Below are 18,112 nucleotides of genomic sequence, written 5' to 3' on the forward strand. Positions count from 1 at the left end.
TCACCACCTTCTTCTGGTTAGCCGGAAACGTTCCGTTACCGCCTTAGCCGCGATGCCCGCCGGACGAGGGGCCGGGCGATGAGCCGGGCGGGGAATCGGATGCAGCGCGGAGCCGACCCCGACGGCGCAGGACCGTTCGCGCCCCCAGCTGGATGATCGCTAACGTGAGGCTGCCGAGGATCAGGAAGGTCATGTTCTCGTCGAGCCAGGTGACAACGCCGTGCGTCCATGGCGTCACGGCACGCGCCGCCGTCAGGTAGAGGGCCGAGGACAGCAGGGAGCCGGGAACCAGGAAGCGCAGGAACCGGCGCAGCGGGACGTCGCCGGCGCCGAGCACCGCGTCCACCGCCGCGTTGGTGTTCAGCAGGCAGAACCACAGCAGCGGGCGCTGGGTGCCGCGGCGGGACAGCGCCGCCACGACGCGGCCGGTGCTGAGGCGCCGTAGGAGCACCGAGCGGATGTTGTTGCGGGCCAGACCGAAGTAGCCGACGTCGATCAGCCCGCGGAAGAACGCGGCGATCAGCAGGGCGGGGACGGACGGCACCGTGCCGCCGACCAGCAGCAGGATCGCCCACGTGGGTCGCAGCGCGACGAGCAGCAACGGCGCTGAATCGGCGAGCGCCGGTGCCAGGGCGAGGCCGAGGGCACCGAGACTGAGCAGCGTGCCGGTGAGCAGGACCGGCCAGAGCCGGTGCGCGACCGGGGCAGCTTCCATCCGCACAGTCTGCCAAGTACGCGAGCTGCCAAGTACGCGAGGGCGCAGACGGGCGGACCGGTCGGGTGGCTGGCTCCGGGAGCTGGCAGACTCGGCGATGTGTTCACAGTAGGTCTGACGGGTGGCATTGGTTCGGGCAAGAGCGCGGTGTCGGCGCGCCTCGCGGCCCGGGGCGCCCTGCTGATCGACGCCGACCAGGTCGCCCGGGACGTGGTGGCGCCCGACACCCCGGGGCTCGCCGCGGTCCTGGCGGAGTTCGGCACCGAACTGGCGAACGCGGACGGTGGCTTGGACCGCGAGGCGCTCGGCCGGATCGTGTTCGCCGATCCCGCCGCCCGTGGCCGGCTCGAATCGATCGTCCATCCGTTGATCCGCGAGGAGACGGCGCGGCGCATGGGGGAGGTGCCACCGAGCGGGATCGCCGTGCACGACATCCCGCTGCTCGTCGAGGTGCACGCCGAGGGGACCTACGACGTGGTGCTGGTCGTCGAGGCGCCGCGGGAGCTGCGACTGCACCGCATCGAGGCCCGCGGCCTGCCCCGCGACCAGGCGCTGGCGCGGATGGCGAACCAGGCCACGGACTCCCAGCGCCGGGCCGTCGCCGACATCGTGGTGGACAACGGTGGGAGCCTGGACGACCTCGACGCCCGCATCGAGGAGGTCTGGCAGGACCTGCTGGCCCGCCGCGACGCCAAGGCCGCAGCCAAGACCGGGACCGTCGCCACGGATACCGTCGCCAGCGGCACGGATACCGCCGCCCCAGCCGGCTGATCGTGGCAGGCCGGCGCTCACGGCATCACTGCACGCCGGCGGCGCCCATGCCACGCAGCTCCTTCTTCAGCTCGGCGATCTCGTCGCGCAGCCGGGCGGCCAGCTCGAACTGCAGCTCCTTCGCCGCCTCGTGCATCTGGTCGTCGAGCTGGCGGATGAGCTGCGCGAGTTCGTGGGAGGGCAGGCCGGCGAGTTCGGCGGCGTACCGGCCGGCGGCACCCTCCCTGCCGGCGCGCGACTTCATCCCCGGAACCGGGGCCTTGCCGCGGGACTGCGACCGGCCGCCGCCGATCAGCTCGCCGTCGGCCGACTCGCGAACCATGTCGTCGAGGATGTCAACGACCTTCTTGCGCAGGGGCTGGGGGTCCAGCCCGCGTTCGGTGTTGTAGGCGATCTGCTTCTCGCGCCGCCGGTTCGTCTCGTCGATGGCGCGGTGCATCGACGGGGTGATCGCATCCGCGTACATGTGGACCTGCCCGGACACGTTACGGGCGGCCCGGCCGATCGTCTGGATCAGTGACTTGTCCGAGCGCAGGAAGCCCTCCTTGTCGGCGTCGAGGATGCTCACCAGCGACACCTCGGGCAGGTCGAGACCCTCGCGGAGCAGGTTGATCCCGACGAGCACGTCGAACTCGCCGCGGCGCAGTTCGGTGAGCAGCTCCACCCGGCGCAGGGTGTCCACCTCGCTGTGCAGGTACCGCACCCGGATGCCGAGCTCGAGCAGGTAGTCGGTGAGGTCCTCGGCCATCTTCTTGGTCAGCGTGGTGACCAGGACCCGTTCGTCCCGCTCGGCGCGCAGCCGGATCTCGTGGACGAGATCGTCGATCTGCCCCTTCGTCGGCTTGAGCACGACCTCGGGGTCGAGCAGGCCGGTAGGCCGGATGATCTGCTCGACGACGCCGACGGACCGGCCCAGCTCGTAGGGGCCCGGGGTCGCCGACAGGTAGACCGTCTGGCCGATGCGACCGAGGAACTCCTCCCACCGCAGCGGGCGGTTGTCCATGGCGCTGGGCAGCCGGAACCCGTGCTCGACGAGGTTGCGCTTGCGGGACATGTCGCCCTCGTACATCCCGCCGATCTGCGGGACGGTGTTGTGCGACTCGTCGATCACCAGCAGGAAGTCGTCGGGGAAGTAGTCGAGCAGGGTGTGCGGCGGGCTCCCGGCCTCGCGGCCGTCGATGTGCCGGGAGTAGTTCTCGATGCCCGAGCAGAACCCGACCTGGCGCATCATCTCGATGTCGTAGGTGGTGCGCATCCGCAGCCGCTGCGCCTCCAGCAGCCTGCCCTGCCGCTCCATGGTGGCCAGCCGCTCGGCGAGCTCCGCCTCGATGCCGGCGATCGCCCGCTCCATCCGCTCCGGCCCGGCGACGTAGTGCGTGGCCGGGAAGACGTAGATCTCTTCCGCCTCGCGGACGACCTCCCCGGTCAGTGGATGCAGGTAGGTGAGCCGCTCGATCTCGTCGCCGAACATCTCGGCTCGGACGGCGAGCTCCTCGTAGACCGGGAAGATCTCCACCGTGTCCCCCCGGACCCGGAACGTCCCGCGGGTGAAGGCGAGGTCGTTGCGGGTGTACTGCACGTCGACGAAGCGGCGCAGCAGCAGGTCCCGCTCGATCTCGTCACCGACCCTCAGCCGCACCATCCGGTCGATGTACTCCTGAGGCGTGCCGAGTCCGTAGATACAGCTGACGCTCGCGACCACGACGACGTCCCGGCGGGTGAGCAGGCTCATCGTCGCCGAGTGCCGCAGCCGCTCCACCTCCTCGTTGATCGAGGAATCCTTCTCGATGTAGGTGTCCGTCTGCGCGATGTACGCCTCGGGCTGGTAGTAGTCGTAGTACGAGACGAAGTACTCGACGGCGTTGTGCGGCAGCAGCTCCCGGAACTCGTTGGCGAGCTGCGCGGCGAGCGTCTTGTTCGGAGCCATCACCAACGTCGGCCGCTGCAGGCGCTCGACCAGCCACGCGGTGGTCGCGGACTTTCCAGTGCCAGTGGCGCCGAGGAGAACGACGTCGGACTCGCCGGCCCCGACCCGCCGGGCCAGCTCGTCGATGGCGGCGGGCTGGTCGCCCGACGGGGAGAAGTCGGACACGACCTGGAATGGCGCCCGCGTCCGCTCGATGTCGATGGTGGGCCGTTCGAACGTTGTGCTCACGGCTCCTAGCACACCACAGGCCTCCGACAGTTTCCGCCCGGTCCCCCGGGACCGCGGGACCAGCCGCTGTCAGCCGGGGTGCGGTCAGTCGGGCGAGGGATCCCAGCCGATCAGCCGTGCCCCGAGCACGGCGGTCTGCAGGACGTAACGGTCGGTAGGCGAGGCCGGGTCGTGCCTGGTCAGGGCGTGGATACGGTCCAGCCGGTAGGTCAGGGCACGCACGGACAGGTGCAGCCGCCGCGCCGCCGCGAGCGCCACCCCGCCGGTGGTGAAGTAGGCGTCGAGGGTGTCGATCAGCGGACCGGCGCCGCCCCGCGCCGTGCGCAGCGGCGAGAGCACCGCGTCCACCAGTTCGGCCAGGGCCTCCCGGTCACGCAGCAGGACCTTGTAGATGAGCAGGTCGTCGGCGTGGACGACGTGCCCGTCGAGCCCGAGCCGCCCGGCGATGTCGACGGCGCCGCGGGCCTCCTCGAACCCGATGCGGACCCCGGCGACCCCGCTGCGCCCCCGGCTGACCCCCAGCCGCCAGACCAGCCCGGGCTCGGCCTGCAGCCGCCGGGCCAGCGCCGTCACCGCCGTCATCGTCGTCACCGCCGCGGCCGCCGTGGCCGTACCCTCCGCCAGCGCGAACGCCGGCAGCGGGGAGAATCCCGCGTCGCCGGTCTTCGGCAGGTCCGGGCGGCGACGCCCACGCGGCCGGGCTCCCGGCGCCGGCCGGCCGGCCGGGGAGGTGAGGTTCGCGGCGGCACCGGCCGGGAACCGGGTCAGGTCGTTCTCCTCGGGCATGAGGCAGACGAGCAGACCGTTCCTGGTGGCGACCAGCGAGTCGGTCGGACAGTGCTCCCGCAGCGTCGCCTCCGCCGACCGGGTCAGGCCGCGGCCGTCGAGAAACCGGCGGTTGCCCGCGACGACGACGACCACGTGCCGCGCCTCCAGGCGCAGGCCGAACGTACCGGCCCGTTCCAGTAGTTGCCCCACCTCCGACGTGCCGGTCAGCAGGTCGTCGACGAGCTCGCGGCGCAGCGCCTCCTCGAAGCGAGCCCGGGCGGTGCGGGCGGCCTCGTAGCCCTCGCAAACGGCGGCGACCACGTCGTCGCTGGCCCGCAGCACCGCCGAGGCCGCCGCCCGGGTCCTCGAGACGGCGCCGACGGCCTCGGCCATGGAGCGCGGGGCATCCGTGGGCTGACCGGGCTGTGCCGGGCTACTCGAAGCCCGGCCGAGCTCGCGGGCCGCCCGGTCGGCTGCCCGGACGGCCGGCAGCGACGGCCAGATCCGCCAGGTCGCAGAGAGGTAGAGGTCGACGAGGGCACGCAGCGCGGCGCCGGACTCCGTCGCCGTCCGGCCGAGCGCACGGAACGTATCCAGCTCCGCCGCGGACAGCCGCCGTCCGGTGTCTGCGGCGGAGGCTAGGACGTCGAGATAGTCCCCGAGCAGGCCGGCGTGCAGCCGGGCGTCGGCGGCGGCCAGCACGGCCGCCCGGGGGAGCCGGGTGAGGCTTGTCCCGGGCAGTCCCGCCGGGGCGTCGTTGTCGACCGCGGTGATCTCAGCTGGCCGGGCTACTTCCTCTACTTTCTCCATCTGCCGGTCTCCTTCCTCGATGCTGCCGCATCTCGATGGTGCCGAACTTCGATGATGCCGAACCTCGGCAACGAGATCGTAGGCAAAGTCGCAGACTCCCTGCGGTGTCTGCCTGGACGTTGAAGGGCAGGCTAGGCGTTGAGCATGTGTGACACCTGGTCGTGACCGCGGCCAGGTGAAGGGTGAAAGAACTCATTAGGAGCTCTGAGCGGACATGACCACCCATGACGCCACCCGACGGGCACATCTCCCGCCGATCACGGTGCGTCCGGGATTGGCTATCTCGGTGGCGATCGTCACCGTCCTCCTCTCCGCGATCACGCTGCCGGCCACCGTGCCCGGCCGGCCCGGATTCGCCTACCTGTCCGGCGGCCTGATCGGGGCGGGCCTGCTCGTGGGCGTCCTGCTGGCCGCCGATCTGATGCGGGCCCGGTCGGCCCGCCGGTCGGGGGTGACCGCTCTCGGCATCACCCTCGGCGCCTTTGGAAGCCGGCTGGTCCTTGCCGGCGCACCCGACCGCTCCGCGAGCGTGGTGGCTGCCCCGCGCCCGGCACCCCCCCACCCGGCATCCCGCGGCATCGATCTCGCGCCGCCGCCCGTGGTGGCCCTCGATCCCGCGCCGGGGATGGGCACCCAGGTCGGCACCCAGGTCGAGGCGCGGATCGCGCGGGCCGGCCTGCTCGTCACCGCCGCCGCCGGGGCCCTGCTCGTCGTGCTCGGCGCCCTGGCACCCGCCGGCACCTGGGAACTGGCCGGGGAGGTGGCCCTGTGGGTGGGTACCTTCGCGCTGCTGGTGACCCTCGTCGACGTCCTCCCCTCCCCGCGCAGCTCCGGCGGCCGGTTGATTGCCGCCCGGGTGGAGCGCCGCACCGGCAGTCGTGCGCGCGCCGAGCAGGCCGCGGCCCGCGCCGGCGTGATCACTGGCTGGTCGCTGATCGCCGTCGGGGTGGTCGGGTCGTTCCTGGTTGGGCTCGTCGCGCTGTGGGCCGTCTTGCTGGGTTGGTTGGCGCTGGGCACCTCCCGGTGCGCCCAGGCGCAGCAGCGGGCCTACGTCGTGCTGGAGGGTCTGACCGTCCGGGACGTGATGAGCCCGTCGCCGCTGCCGTTGTCCGCCTGGACGACCGTCGCGAGCGCGCTGGACGAGGTCGTCCTGCCCTCGCGGAGGGCGGTGTTCGGGGTCGAGGACTTCGACGGATCCCTCGCCGGGGTGGTGCTGTTGCGTGACCTCGCCGCCGTGCCGATGGACGATCGAGGTCTCGCCCGGATCAACCGGGTCATGATTCCGCTGGAGATGGTTGCCACCGCCCGTCCGGACGAGCAGCTGACGGGCGTCACCGGCCGACTTCTGGAGCGGCCGGCCGCGGGCTGCGTCGTCGTCCTCGACGCCGCCCCGGATGACGGTCGCCTCCGCTTGGTCGGAACGGTGGGCCCGGTGGAGCTGAACCAGGCGGTGGAGACCGCCCCGCTGCGCGGGCGCGCCACCACGGTCCGCCCCGCCCACCCCGGCGGCTTCTGGCGTTGACCGCCCGCCGCGGCGGGCACCCGGCTCCCCTCCTACTCCTCGGCGTGACCATCGCCGGGTGAAGTGTGCTCTGACCGACTGCTGGCAACGGGGCCCGGTCGGTCAGGGCGACACCGTTTCGCGCCGCGTGCCCGCGGCGCCGCGTTCCGACACCACTGGAGATCACCTGTGTACGTGCCCCCCTGGGCCTGGGCCGCCTTCGTCGGCGTCCTGCTCACACTCCTGACCATCGACCTGCTGGCACATCGTCGGGCTCACGTCATCGGCTTTCGCGAGGCCGCGTGGTGGAGCGTTCTGTGGGTCTCGCTGGGCATCGGATTCGCCGGTGTCATCTGGGCCTGGCAGGGCCCGGGGCCCGCCGGCGAGTACGCCGCCGCGTGGCTGCTGGAGAAGAGCCTGTCCGTCGACAACCTCTTCGTCTTCGCGCTGATCTTCTCTTATTTCAAGGTGCCTCGCGCCTACCAGCACCGCGTCCTGTTCTACGGTGTGCTGGGAGCGCTCGTGCTCCGTTTCCTGTTCATCGCGGCCGGTATCGCGCTGCTCGAACGCTTCAGCTTTGTCATCTACGTCTTCGGGGCTTTTCTGCTCTACACGGCAGTCACGATGCTCCGGGGCAACGGCGTCGAGATGGATCCGGGCCGGAGCAGGGCGGTCGCGCTGCTGCGCAAGGTCATTCCGGTCACCGACGACTATCAGGGGCAGCGTTTCGTGTTTCGGCGTGCCGGGAAGCTGGTCGCCACGCCGCTACTGGCCGTCCTCGTCATGATCGAGACCGCCGACGTCCTGTTCGCGTTCGACTCGGTGCCCGCTGCGCTCGGTGTGACCGACAAGGTGTTCCTGGTCTACACGAGCAACGCCCTGGCCATCCTGGGGCTGCGGTCGTTGTTCTTCCTGCTCTCCGGTCTGATGGATCGTTTCCACCACCTGGCGACGGGGCTCGCGTTCATCCTGGCCTTCATCGGCGTGAAGATGTTGCTCACCGACGTGTGGCACCCGCCGATCGCGCTGTCGCTCGGCGTCATCGCGGTGACATTGATCGTGGCCATCGTCTGGTCGCTGCGTACCACCCCGCCGGCCCCGCGGTCCGTGGCCGAGCCGGAGGGGGTGGCCGAGCCGCGGTCCGTGGCCGAAGGCTCCCAGGCGGCGCCCCGATGATCAGCGGGCGATGGGCCGGCGGGGTCGTCACGTCGAGCGGCTTCTCTAACGCCGTCGCCCCGTCCCGGGTGAGCGGACCGTCCGGGGCGGTGGCCAGCGCCACGGCGCTCGCCGTGGCCTGGCCCTCGGTGAGCATGATCGGCGCAAGGGCCGTGGTCTGGTCGGGAAAGTGCGACTGTTCACCCGGAGGCGGGCCGCCCGTGACGTCAGGCGGGTGACGAACCGGGCCCGGTTCGCCGCGCGTCCGGAAACATATCGAGGAATGGTGTCGCGACGCGCCGGGAACGAGGATGCCGGACAGCCCTGGCTCAGCGGTTATGCTGGTTCCGGCGGGTACTGCGGTACATCGGTGCACGTCCAGCCGCCGGGACGTATCTCTCTGACGCGGGCGAGGAGACGCGCGGGCGGGAATACTCGACGTTCCAGGGCCGATCGTGTGTACTCGTTCGGTGTGAGCTGTGGTCCTTCCTCGCCGATTCTTCCCGAAGTTTCGCAGCTCGTTGCGGGCGCACTAGCCGAAGGCGGATGATGCACAGGCTGTTGGCGGTCGTCGTTTCTCACGGGGGATCGACGTCTCTGTACCGGTTGCTGACCACACTGGATGCCATGGAGGAATGCCGGGTATTTCTGGTGGAGAATGACGGGAAATCCCGGCATGATGCGTTGCCGGACGGTGTGCGCGCGGTCCAGGGGCACGGGAACGTCGGATACGGTACCGCGGTGAACCTCGCTGTCCGCCGTGCCGTGGAGGACGGGCTGCGGCCGGAGTGGATCCTGGTGGTCAACAGTGACGTGACGGTCCCTGCCGACACCGCGACGATGATCCCGAAGCTGCTCGCCTGGGCCGCGTCGTCCGCCGACGTGGTCGGCTTCCCGATCCGCGGCATGGCGGGCGAGCGGGGGCGGGCGAGTGCCGTCCTGCCGCGCCCGCGGACGAACGCTTACACGGCGGTACGGGGCGAGATCGCCGCGGTGGAGAGGTGGCCGGAACTGCGCTATCCGGTCGGCGCCTTCTTCGCCGTCCGTTCGGAGATTTTCCTACGGCTGGGCGGATTCGACCCGTCGTACTGGATGTACTACGAGGAGACGGATCTGTTCGCCCGGTTGCACGCCGCGGGCGGGCGCATCGTCTGGGCGGACGACGCCTGGCCGGTCGTACATGTGGGCGGGGAGACCGTCGGGCGGTCCGGGCTGCTGTACGCCGAACTCGGCCGGTCGGCCGCCACCTATGCCCGGCGGCACCGTCACGACGTGGGCCGGTCGTGGACCGCGGTGCACGCGGCCCAGCTGACCGTCCTCGCCGCGCGCAAATTGGCCGTGGGCCGGTCGCATGACGCGTTGCGCGCGGTCCGGATCCTCTCCGGGCTGGTGAGCGGGCTGGCCCGGCCAGGCTGGGAGCCCGCGGTCAGCTCACGGTGGCGCGCCGTCCCGGCCGAGACGCGGCTGCGTCTCGGCCATCTCCGCCCGGTACCGCGGACGCCGCAGTAGCGGCAGGATGATCCGATCGGTGATCTTGCCGACGGCTTCCCCGGACAGTAGGCACAGCGTCAGCATCACCTCGTTCCGGAGGAGGTCTCAACGGACTGAGCGCATCCGTGGCGTGAGCGCGTCGAGGCCGAGCTCGCCATACCGGAGCCGGCCTCACCGCCGCCGTCACCAGCCGCGGGTGCGCCATTCCGCCAGGTGCGGGCGTTCGGCGCCGAGGGTGGTGTCGTGTCCGTGGCCCGGGTAGATCCAGGTGGTGTCCGGCAGTGGGCCGAAGATCTTGCGTTCGAGGCCGTCCATCAGCGTCGTAAAGGCCTGTTCGTCACCGAACGTGTTTCCAGGGCCGCCAGGGAACAGGCAGTCTCCGGTGAAGAGGTGGGGGGGCGGCGGGATCGGCCTCGTAGAGCAGGGCGATGGATCCGGGTGTGTGCCCGACCAGGTGGATCACCCGAAGGGTGGCCGTCCCGACGGCGACCTCGTCTCCGTCGCGCACCTGCCGCGCGGTGGGCACCGGAATGGCCGGGGCGTCGTCCGGATGGGCGACCGTGCTGGCCCCGGTGGTGGTGACCACATCTGCGAGGGCCTGCACATGATCATCGTGCTGATGGCTGGTGACCACCGTCGCCAGCCCCGCGTCCCCGACGAGCCGCAGCAGCGTGTCGGCCTCGTTTGCCGCGTCGACGAGCAGCTGCTCCCCGGTGACCGGGCAGCGCAGCAGGTAGGCGTTATTGTTCATCGGGCCGACGGCGATCTTGGTGATCGACAGGCCTGGCAGGGTCCGTACGTCGGCCGGACCGCCGACCGTGACTTTCCCGGTGTAGCCGGTGTAGCCGGTGCGGCTGGTGTCGCCGCCGTCGGCGTCGCTCATGGTGATCCTCTCCGGAGCGGATGGCGCGGATGGGACGGGAGTAGGGGATAGCTGCCGGTCGTTACGGTCCGTCAGGTGGCACCGGGAGATCTGATGCCTCTGACGCCTCCGAGGTCTCTACCGGATTCGACGGATTCGTCCGGCTGGTGGTAGGTGACCGCCCCCGGAAAAGTGTCGGTCCTCATCCGTAGCATGGCCACACTCGCCCAGGTCCGGTCTTACTGAAGATCATGAGGGTTTGTCGATGGCCGATCGTCTTGTCGTGCGTGGCGCGCGTGAACACAATCTCCGTGACGTCGACCTCGACCTGCCCCGCGACGGGCTGATCGTCTTCACCGGTATGTCCGGGTCCGGCAAGTCCAGCCTCGCCTTCGACACAATCTTCGCCGAGGGGCAGCGGCGCTACGTGGAGTCGCTGTCAGCCTATGCTCGGCAGTTTTTTGGGCAGATGGACAAGCCCGACGTCGACTTCATCGAGGGGCTGTCCCCGGCCGTCTCCATCGATCAGAAGTCGACCTCGCGCAACCCGCGGTCCACCGTCGGCACGATCACCGAGGTCTACGACTACCTGCGGCTGCTCTTCGCCCGCGCCGGCCGCCCGCACTGCCCGAAGTGCGGGCGGCTGATCTCCCGGCAGACCCCGCAGCAGATCGTCGACCGGCTGCTGGAGCTGCCCGAGGGCACCCGCTTCCAGGTGCTGGCCCCGGTGGTGCGTGGCCGCAAGGGCGAGTATGTCGACCTGTTCGCCGAGCTGCAGAGCTCCGGGTTCGCGCGGGCCCGCGTCGACGGCACGGTGGTGCCGCTCACCGATCCGCCGAAGATGGAGAAGCAGCGCAAGCATACGATCGAGGTCGTCGTCGACCGGCTCGCGATCAAGCCGTCGGCGAAGCGGCGGCTCACCGACTCGGTGGAGACGGCCCTGAAGCTAGGCGGCGGGCTCGTCCTGATCGACTTCGTCGACCGCGACGCCGACGACCCTGAGCGCGAGCGGATGTACTCCGAGCATCTGGCCTGCCTCTACGACGACCTCTCCTTTGAGGAGCTGGAGCCGCGGTCGTTCTCGTTCAACTCGCCATACGGTGCCTGCCCCGAGTGCACCGGGATCGGGACCCGCAAGGAGGTCGACCCGGAGCTCGTCGTGCCCGACCCCACCCTGTCGCTGGCGCAGGGCGCGGTGGCCCCCTGGTCGGGCGGCCACAACAAGGAGTACTTCGAACGGTTGCTCACGGCCCTTGCCGAGGACCTCAGCTTCAAGATGGACACCCCGTGGGAGGGGCTGCCCGAGCGGGCCCGCAAGGCCGTGCTGTATGGCAGCGGCGACACCGAGATCCACGTCGGCTACACCAACCGCTACGGCCGCAAGCGTTCCTACTACACCTCCTTCGAGGGCGTGATCGGCTTCCTGGGCCGCCGGCACCGCGAGGCCGAGTCGGACAGCAGCCGGGAGCGGTACGAGGGCTACATGCGCGATGTCCCCTGCCCGGCCTGCCGCGGCGCGCGGCTGAAGTCGGAGTCACTTGCGGTGACGCTGGGCGGTCGGTCGATCGCCGAGGTTTCGGGTATGGCGATCGGTGAGTGCGCCGTGTTCCTGCGCGGGCTCGACCTCACCGAACGGGAGCGGGCCATCGCCGGCCGGGTGCTCAAGGAGGTCGACGCGCGGCTGACGTTCCTGCTGGACGTGGGGCTGGACTACCTCTCCCTCGACCGGGCCTCCGGCACTCTGGCGGGCGGCGAGGCACAGCGCATCCGGCTGGCCACCCAGATCGGTTCCGGGCTCGTCGGGGTGCTGTACGTGCTCGACGAGCCGTCGATCGGCCTGCACCAGCGGGACAACCGCCGGCTCATCCAGACCCTGCTGCGGCTGCGCGACCTGGGCAACACGCTCATCGTCGTCGAGCACGACGAGGACACGATCCGCGCCTCCGACTGGGTGGTCGACATCGGCCCCGGCGCCGGCGAGCACGGCGGTCGGGTCGTCGTCTCCGGGCCGGTCGAGAAGCTGCTCGCCAGCGAGGAGTCGATGACCGGCGCCTACCTGTCCGGGCGGCGCCGGATCCCGGTGCCCGACATCCGCCGGGTGCCGACCAAGGGCCGGGCACTGACCGTGCACGGGGCCCGGGAGCACAACCTGCGCGACATCACCGTGTCGTTCCCGCTGGGCTGTTTCGTGGCCGTCACCGGGGTGTCGGGCTCGGGGAAGTCCACCCTCGTCAACGACATCCTCGCCGCCGTCCTGGCGAACAAGCTCAACGGCGCCCGGGAGGTGCCGGGCCGGCACCGCACCGTCAGCGGGCTCGACCATCTCGACAAGGCGGTCCGGGTTGACCAGTCCCCGATCGGACGCACGCCGCGGTCCAACCCCGCCACCTACACCGGCGTGTTCGACCACATCCGCCGGCTGTCCGCCGAGACGACTGAGGCGAAGGTCCGCGGCTATCTGCCGGGCCGGTTCTCGTTCAACGTCAAGGGCGGGCGGTGCGAGGCGTGTTCCGGTGACGGCACCCTCAAGATCGAGATGAACTTCCTGCCGGACGTGTACGTGCCGTGCGAGGTCTGCCACGGCGATCGGTACAACCGGGAGACGCTGGAGGTGCACTACAAGGGCAGGAACATCGCCGAGGTGCTCGACATGCCGATCGAGGAGGCGGCGGAGTTCTTCGCCGCGGTGCCGGCCATCGCCCGGCACCTGCGGACGCTGAACGACGTTGGCCTGGGGTACGTCCGGCTCGGCCAGTCGGCGCCGACCCTGTCCGGCGGCGAGGCGCAGCGGGTCAAGCTCGCCTCGGAGCTGCAGCGGCGCTCCACCGGCCGGACGGTCTACGTGCTCGACGAGCCGACGACCGGTCTGCACTTCGAGGACATCCGCAAGCTGCTCGGCGTGCTCGGCCGGCTGGTCGACGCCGGGAACACGGTCATCGTGATCGAGCACAACCTCGATGTCATCAAGACGGCGGACTGGATCATTGACTTGGGGCCGGAGGGGGGCACGGGAGGCGGCCGGGTCGTCGCGCAGGGGCCGCCCGAGGCCGTGGCGGCGGTCGAGGAGAGCCACACCGCGGTCTTCCTCCGGGAGATCCTCGGTGATCGGGTCGCCGAGGTGGGACCGGTCCCGCCTTCTCAGGCTTCTCAGGTCTGCAGCAGGTCCGCGAGGACGGCGTCCAGCTCCTGTTCGGTGTGCTCCTGACCGGTCGGGACAAGTCGCTCGGTGCGGTCCAGGAAGCTGCGCAGCGACGACGCCGCGACCACCACCACGGACCGGTGGTCGCCGTGCATCAGGTCGAGCCGCACGCCGCGCCGATCCGCGTCGGGACCGATCCGGACGTCCCCGTCGCCCACCGCCGTCTCCAGGCCGGCCCGCAGGGTGTCGCGTGGTGCGACCCAGCTGCCCTGCGGCAGCGCGGGATGTTCCGGCCTGGACACCAGCGTCATGGACACAGCCAACGGGTCGCGGGCGCCCCAGCAGATCTGGAACACGGTGATCCGCCCACGGCTGGACGCGTCGTCCACGACGAACTCCGCCGTGACGTCCTTACCAAGCACGCGCTGGCTCCCTCGGTTCGCTTGCCCGATGTGTCGAGGGTCGCAGCCCTCCGCCCCGGACGCCAGCGGGGGCTCCCGAAACAGCGGAAGGTGTGTAATCGGTCACGACACTGCCGGGTGGCCGTCGCCGCTCGTCACCCTACCGCCACCATCGGAGGGAACCCGCTGCCAAGCCCGCACGCTATGCGTGATGAAATGGTTACGTGCAGGTGCTGCTTGCTCGGGATGAAGGTCGCCGTAGGCTCGCTTCATGGCTGATCCGGCGTTCTACCGGCCCGCCCCGGGCTCGATCCCCGAGACACCCGGTGTCTATCGTTTCCGTGACGAGCACGGTCGCGTGCTCTATGTCGGCAAGGCCAAGAACCTGCGGGCCCGGCTGGCCAACTACTTCGCCGAGTTGCACACCCTCCATCCGCGCACGCAGCACATGGTCTCCTCGGCGAGCTCGGTCGACTGGACCGTTGTCTCGACCGAGGTCGAGGCCCTCCAGCTTGAGTACACGTGGATCAAGGAGTTCGACCCGCGCTTCAACGTCCGCTACCGCGACGACAAGAGCTACCCGAGTCTCGCCGTGACCCTCCACGAGGAGTTCCCGCGCCTGCAGGTTATGCGGGGACCCAAGCGCAAGGGTGTCCGGTACTTCGGCCCGTATGCGCATGCCTGGGCCATCCGGGAGACCCTCGATCTGCTCCTGCGGGTCTTCCCCGCCCGCACGTGCTCGGGCGGGGTCTTCAAACGGGCCGCGCAGGTCGGACGGCCGTGCCTGCTCGGGTACATCGACCGGTGCTCGGCACCCTGCGTGGGACGGGTCGACGCGGCCACCCACCGGGAGATCGTCGAGGATTTCTGCGACTTCATGTCCGGGCAGGCGGGCCGTTACCTGCGTCGGCTCGAACGGGAGATGCAGCAGGCGGCGCAGGCCCAGGAGTACGAACGCGCCGCGCGGCTGCGCGACGACATCGGTGCCCTGCGCCGTGCGGTCGAGAAGCAGGCCGTGGTCCTGCCCGACGGCACCGACGCCGACGTCATCGCCTTCGCCGAGGACGAGCTGGAGGCCGCCGTCGCGGTGTTCTACGTGCGTGGCGGGCGGGTACGCGGCCAGCGGGGCTGGGTCGTCGACAAGCTCGACGAGGTCACGACCGCGGACCTCGTCGAGCAGTTCCTCACCCAGGAGTACCTCGACGGCACGGGAGCGGCCTCGACCGGGACCGCTGGTTCGACGGTGCCCACGACCACCGCGGGATCCCAGGGGGAGGGCATCCCCCGCGAGATCCTGGTTCCCGCCCTGCCGCCCGGCGTCGAGGCGGTCACCGAACTGCTCGGCGCGGCCCGGGGCAGCCGCGTCGAGGTCCGCGTGCCCCGCCGCGGGGACAAGCGCACCTTGCTCGAGACGGTGGAGCGCAACGCCAAGCAGGCGTTCGCGCTGCACCGGACGAAGCGGGCCAGTGACCTCACCGCCCGCAGCCGTGCCCTCGCCGAGCTTCAGGAGGCCTTGGAGCTGCCCGACGCGCCGCTGCGCATCGAGTGCTTCGACGTCTCGAACACCCAGGGCACGAACGTCGCGGCGAGCATGGTCGTGTTCGAGGACGGACTGCCGCGCAAGTCCGAGTACCGCAGGTTCGCGATCCGCGGCATCGCCGGCCGGGAGGGTGCCGGCCGGGACGGGGCTGCCGGGGACGACGTGGCGAGCATGTACGAGACCATCCACCGGAGGTTCTCGCGCTACCTCGCCGAGCGGTCCCGCGTCGGCGAGCTTGCCGACATCGCCGACATCGCCGACGCGCCGGATGCCGCGCAGCCGATCGATCCGGGGACCGGGCGGCCGCGCCGGTTCGCCTACCCGCCGAACCTCGTCGTGGTGGACGGCGGGGCGCCCCAGGTGGCCGCGGCGGCCCGGGCGCTCGACGAGCTCGGCATCGACGCCGGCCCCGGCGGGGTGGCGCTGTGCGGGCTGGCGAAGCGGCTGGAGGAGGTCTGGCTGCCGGGCACCGCGGACCCGGTCATCCTCCCGCGGACGTCCGAGGCGCTCTACCTGCTGCAACGGGTACGCGACGAGGCACACCGCTTCGCCATCGCCTACCACCGGCAGAAGCGGTCCACGGCCATGGTGGCCTCCGCCCTCGACGAGGTCCCCGGCCTGGGTGACACCCGGCGCAAGGCCCTGCTGCGCTACTTCGGTTCGGTGGCGAAGGTACGGGCGGCGAGCGCCGAGCAGATCGCGCAGGTGTCCGGCATCGGCCCGCGGACGGCGGCGGCGATCGTCACCGCGCTGGCCCGGTCGGCGCCGGGCCGCGCTGACGCGCCCGCCCCCGTCGTCGACCCGCACACCGGAGAGATCCTCGACGCGGAGACCGTCTCATGACCACCCCGACCCTGGATTTGGCGATCATCACCGGGCTGTCCGGCGCCGGGCGCAGCACCGCGGCGAAGTGCCTGGAGGACCTGGGCTGGTTCGTCGTCGACAACCTTCCCCCGGAGCTGCTGTCCACCATGGCTGAGCTGGGCCGTCGTTCTGGTGGGACGGTCAGCCGCATCGCCGTCGTGGTGGACGTGCGGGGCCGGCCGTTCTTCTCTGATCTGCGCGCCGCGATCGCGGCACTCGACGCGCGGGGCATGCATCCCCGGATGCTGTTCCTCGAGGCCAGCGACGATGCGCTGATCCGCCGGTTCGAGCACGTCCGCCGCCCGCATCCGCTGCAGCGCGACGAGCGGGTGGTCGACGGCATCAGCCGGGAACGGATTCTGCTCGCCGAGCTGCGCGGCGAGGCTGACCTGGTCCTCGACACCACCGACCTGAACGTCCATGAGCTGCGGTCGAAGATCGACGCCGCGTTCGGGCAGCCGAACGCCAACCGGCTCAACGCCACGGTGGTGTCGTTCGGGTACAAGTACGGACTTCCGCTGGATGCGGATCTCGTCGCCGACTGCCGGTTCCTGCCCAACCCGCACTGGGTGGAGGCGCTGCGCCCGTTCACCGGCCGCGATCCGCAGGTGCGCGACTATGTGCTGGCCCAGCCGGGAGCGCAGGACTTCCTCGACCAGTACGCGGCGCTGCTCCGCCTGGTCGGCGAGGGCTACGCCCGCGAGGGCAAGCGGTATCTCACGCTGGCCGTCGGGTGCACCGGCGGCAAGCACCGTAGCGTCGCGATCGCCGAGCAGCTCGGCACCCGGCTCGCCGCGGGCGGCGTGGGGGTCCGGGTGGTGCACCGTGACCTGGGACGGGAGTGAACCATCCGTGAACCTCAATGGCGTAGCCGCGCGCTCCGACGGTCCGGACCGGGCACCGGCGGTCGTCGCCTTCGGCGGCGGCCACGGGCTCGCCGCCTCGCTCGCCGCGCTCCGGCAGATCACCTCGGCGCTTACCGCCGTGGTGACCGTCGGTGACGATGGTGGATCCTCCGGGCGGCTGCGCGCGGAGCTCGGTGCGCTGCCCATGGGCGATCTACGAATGGCCCTGGCCGCGCTGGCCGGACCGGACGGATGGTCGACCACCTGGGCGGGCGTGTTCCAGCACCGGTTCGGCGGCGACGGGCCGCTCGCCGGGCACGCGGTCGGCAACCTCGTGCTCACCGCGCTCGCCGAGCGCACCGGATCACCGGTGGCCGCGCTCGACCTGGCCGCCGCCCTCCTCGGCCTGCGGGGGCGGGTGCTGCCGCTGTCGACTAGGGGCATCGACATCGTCGCCGACGTCGTGGGGCTGGATCCGGGGGCGCCCACCGCCGAGGTCGAGGTGCGCGGGCAGGCCGCGGTGGCCACGACCGGTGGACGGGTCGTGGGTGTCCGGCTGTCGCCGGCGGCACCGCCGGCCTGTCCGGAGGCGGTGGCCGCGGCGGGCGCGGCCGACTGGATCATCCTTGGGCCGGGATCGCACTACACGAGCACGCTGCCGCATCTGTTGGTTCCTGGGATGAACCGGGCGATTGCGACGTCCCGGGCGAACCGGGTGATGGTGTTGAACCTGGCCGCCCAGCCGGGGGAGACCGAGGGATACACCCCCCAGGCCTATCTCCACTCCCTCGGCCGGCACGTTCCCGGCCTGCGGCTGGACGTGGTGATCGCCGATCCGACAGCGGTGCCCGACCCCGACCTGCTCGCCCGGGCGGCGGCGGACGTCGGCGCCCGGCTCCATCTGGCGCCGGTGCGGATCCCTGGCGCGCCCGTGCACGACCCGGTCCGGCTCGCCGCGGCCTTCCGCGCGGTGTTCGCGGGACTCCCGGAGGCGACCTGCCCGGCGCCCGCGTCCCGGCGCCCGGTCACGCAGTACTCATCGTCCGGCGGACCGGTCCGCCGGACCCCATCCGGTGAAGCCAAGGAGTGATCGGT

At 71.1% G+C, this 18,112-nt stretch carries 12 protein-coding genes and 1 pseudogene; 8 read left to right on the forward strand and 5 right to left on the reverse strand.

What is annotated here, in order from left to right:
* Positions 1–43: 43 nt before the first annotated feature.
* A complete protein-coding gene (locus AC08OT_RS03075) occupies positions 44–715 on the reverse strand; it encodes a hypothetical protein (protein WP_476591633.1) in 672 nt (223 codons plus the stop codon).
* A gap of 99 nt (positions 716–814) precedes the next feature.
* On the opposite strand from AC08OT_RS03075, the gene coaE reads away from it, so the two are divergent.
* Positions 815–1,486, forward strand: a complete 672-nt coding sequence (gene coaE, locus AC08OT_RS03080; RefSeq protein WP_476591634.1) for a dephospho-CoA kinase — start codon at positions 815–817, stop codon at positions 1,484–1,486.
* Positions 1,487–1,511: 25 nt separating this feature from the next.
* On the opposite strand, the gene uvrB is transcribed toward coaE, so the two are convergent.
* Positions 1,512–3,641: an excinuclease ABC subunit UvrB gene (uvrB, locus tag AC08OT_RS03085; protein ID WP_476591635.1), complete on the reverse strand. Its 2,130-nt coding sequence runs from the start codon at positions 3,639–3,641 to the stop codon at positions 1,512–1,514.
* Positions 3,642–3,725: 84 nt separating this feature from the next.
* Positions 3,726–5,219: a PucR family transcriptional regulator gene (locus AC08OT_RS03090; protein ID WP_476602517.1), complete on the reverse strand. Its 1,494-nt coding sequence runs from the start codon at positions 5,217–5,219 to the stop codon at positions 3,726–3,728.
* 214 nt (positions 5,220–5,433) lie between these two features.
* Between AC08OT_RS03090 and AC08OT_RS03095 the strand changes: the two genes are divergently transcribed.
* The 3 genes from AC08OT_RS03095 (at position 5,434) to AC08OT_RS03105 (ending at position 9,384) form a co-directional block, all read left to right on the forward strand.
* Positions 5,434–6,741, forward strand: coding sequence for a peptidase M50 (locus AC08OT_RS03095; protein WP_476591637.1), 1,308 nt, complete (start codon positions 5,434–5,436; stop codon positions 6,739–6,741).
* Positions 6,742–6,909: 168 nt separating this feature from the next.
* Complete coding sequence (locus AC08OT_RS03100; protein ID WP_476591638.1) at positions 6,910–7,896, forward strand: TerC family protein; 987 nt, start codon at positions 6,910–6,912, stop codon at positions 7,894–7,896.
* Positions 7,897–8,424: 528 nt separating this feature from the next.
* Complete coding sequence (locus AC08OT_RS03105; protein WP_476591639.1) at positions 8,425–9,384, forward strand: glycosyltransferase family 2 protein; 960 nt, start codon at positions 8,425–8,427, stop codon at positions 9,382–9,384.
* 165 nt (positions 9,385–9,549) lie between these two features.
* On the opposite strand, the pseudogene AC08OT_RS03110 reads toward AC08OT_RS03105, so the two are convergent.
* A pseudogene (locus AC08OT_RS03110) lies at positions 9,550–10,249 on the reverse strand (MBL fold metallo-hydrolase).
* A gap of 244 nt (positions 10,250–10,493) precedes the next feature.
* On the opposite strand from AC08OT_RS03110, the gene uvrA reads away from it, so the two are divergent.
* Positions 10,494–13,433 (forward strand): excinuclease ABC subunit UvrA, encoded by a 2,940-nt coding sequence (gene uvrA / locus AC08OT_RS03115; RefSeq protein ID WP_476602518.1) that lies wholly within the window; start codon positions 10,494–10,496, stop codon positions 13,431–13,433.
* Here the strand turns inward: uvrA and AC08OT_RS03120 are convergent.
* Complete coding sequence (locus AC08OT_RS03120; RefSeq protein WP_476591642.1) at positions 13,376–13,789, reverse strand: SsgA family sporulation/cell division regulator; 414 nt, start codon at positions 13,787–13,789, stop codon at positions 13,376–13,378. The genes uvrA and AC08OT_RS03120 overlap by 58 nt on opposite strands.
* A gap of 250 nt (positions 13,790–14,039) precedes the next feature.
* Here AC08OT_RS03120 and uvrC point away from each other — a divergent pair, with 250 nt between their 5' ends.
* Genes uvrC through AC08OT_RS03135 form a run of 3 tightly spaced genes read left to right on the forward strand, consistent with a single transcriptional unit; the run spans position 14,040 to position 18,107 of the window.
* Positions 14,040–16,151 (forward strand): excinuclease ABC subunit UvrC, encoded by a 2,112-nt coding sequence (gene uvrC / locus AC08OT_RS03125; RefSeq protein ID WP_476591643.1) that lies wholly within the window; start codon positions 14,040–14,042, stop codon positions 16,149–16,151.
* Entirely contained in the window at positions 16,148–17,017 is an 870-nt protein-coding gene (gene rapZ, locus AC08OT_RS03130) for an RNase adapter RapZ (RefSeq protein ID WP_462186159.1), read from the forward strand. The genes uvrC and rapZ overlap by 4 nt, the downstream gene beginning before the upstream one ends.
* A 7-nt stretch (positions 17,018–17,024) precedes the next feature.
* The gene (locus AC08OT_RS03135; RefSeq protein ID WP_476591644.1) at positions 17,025–18,107 is read left to right on the forward strand and encodes a gluconeogenesis factor YvcK family protein; all 1,083 of its coding nucleotides are present in this window, start codon (positions 17,025–17,027) and stop codon (positions 18,105–18,107) included.
* Positions 18,108–18,112 lie beyond the last annotated feature (5 nt).

This window comes from Frankia sp. CgJB1, assembly GCF_977947065.1.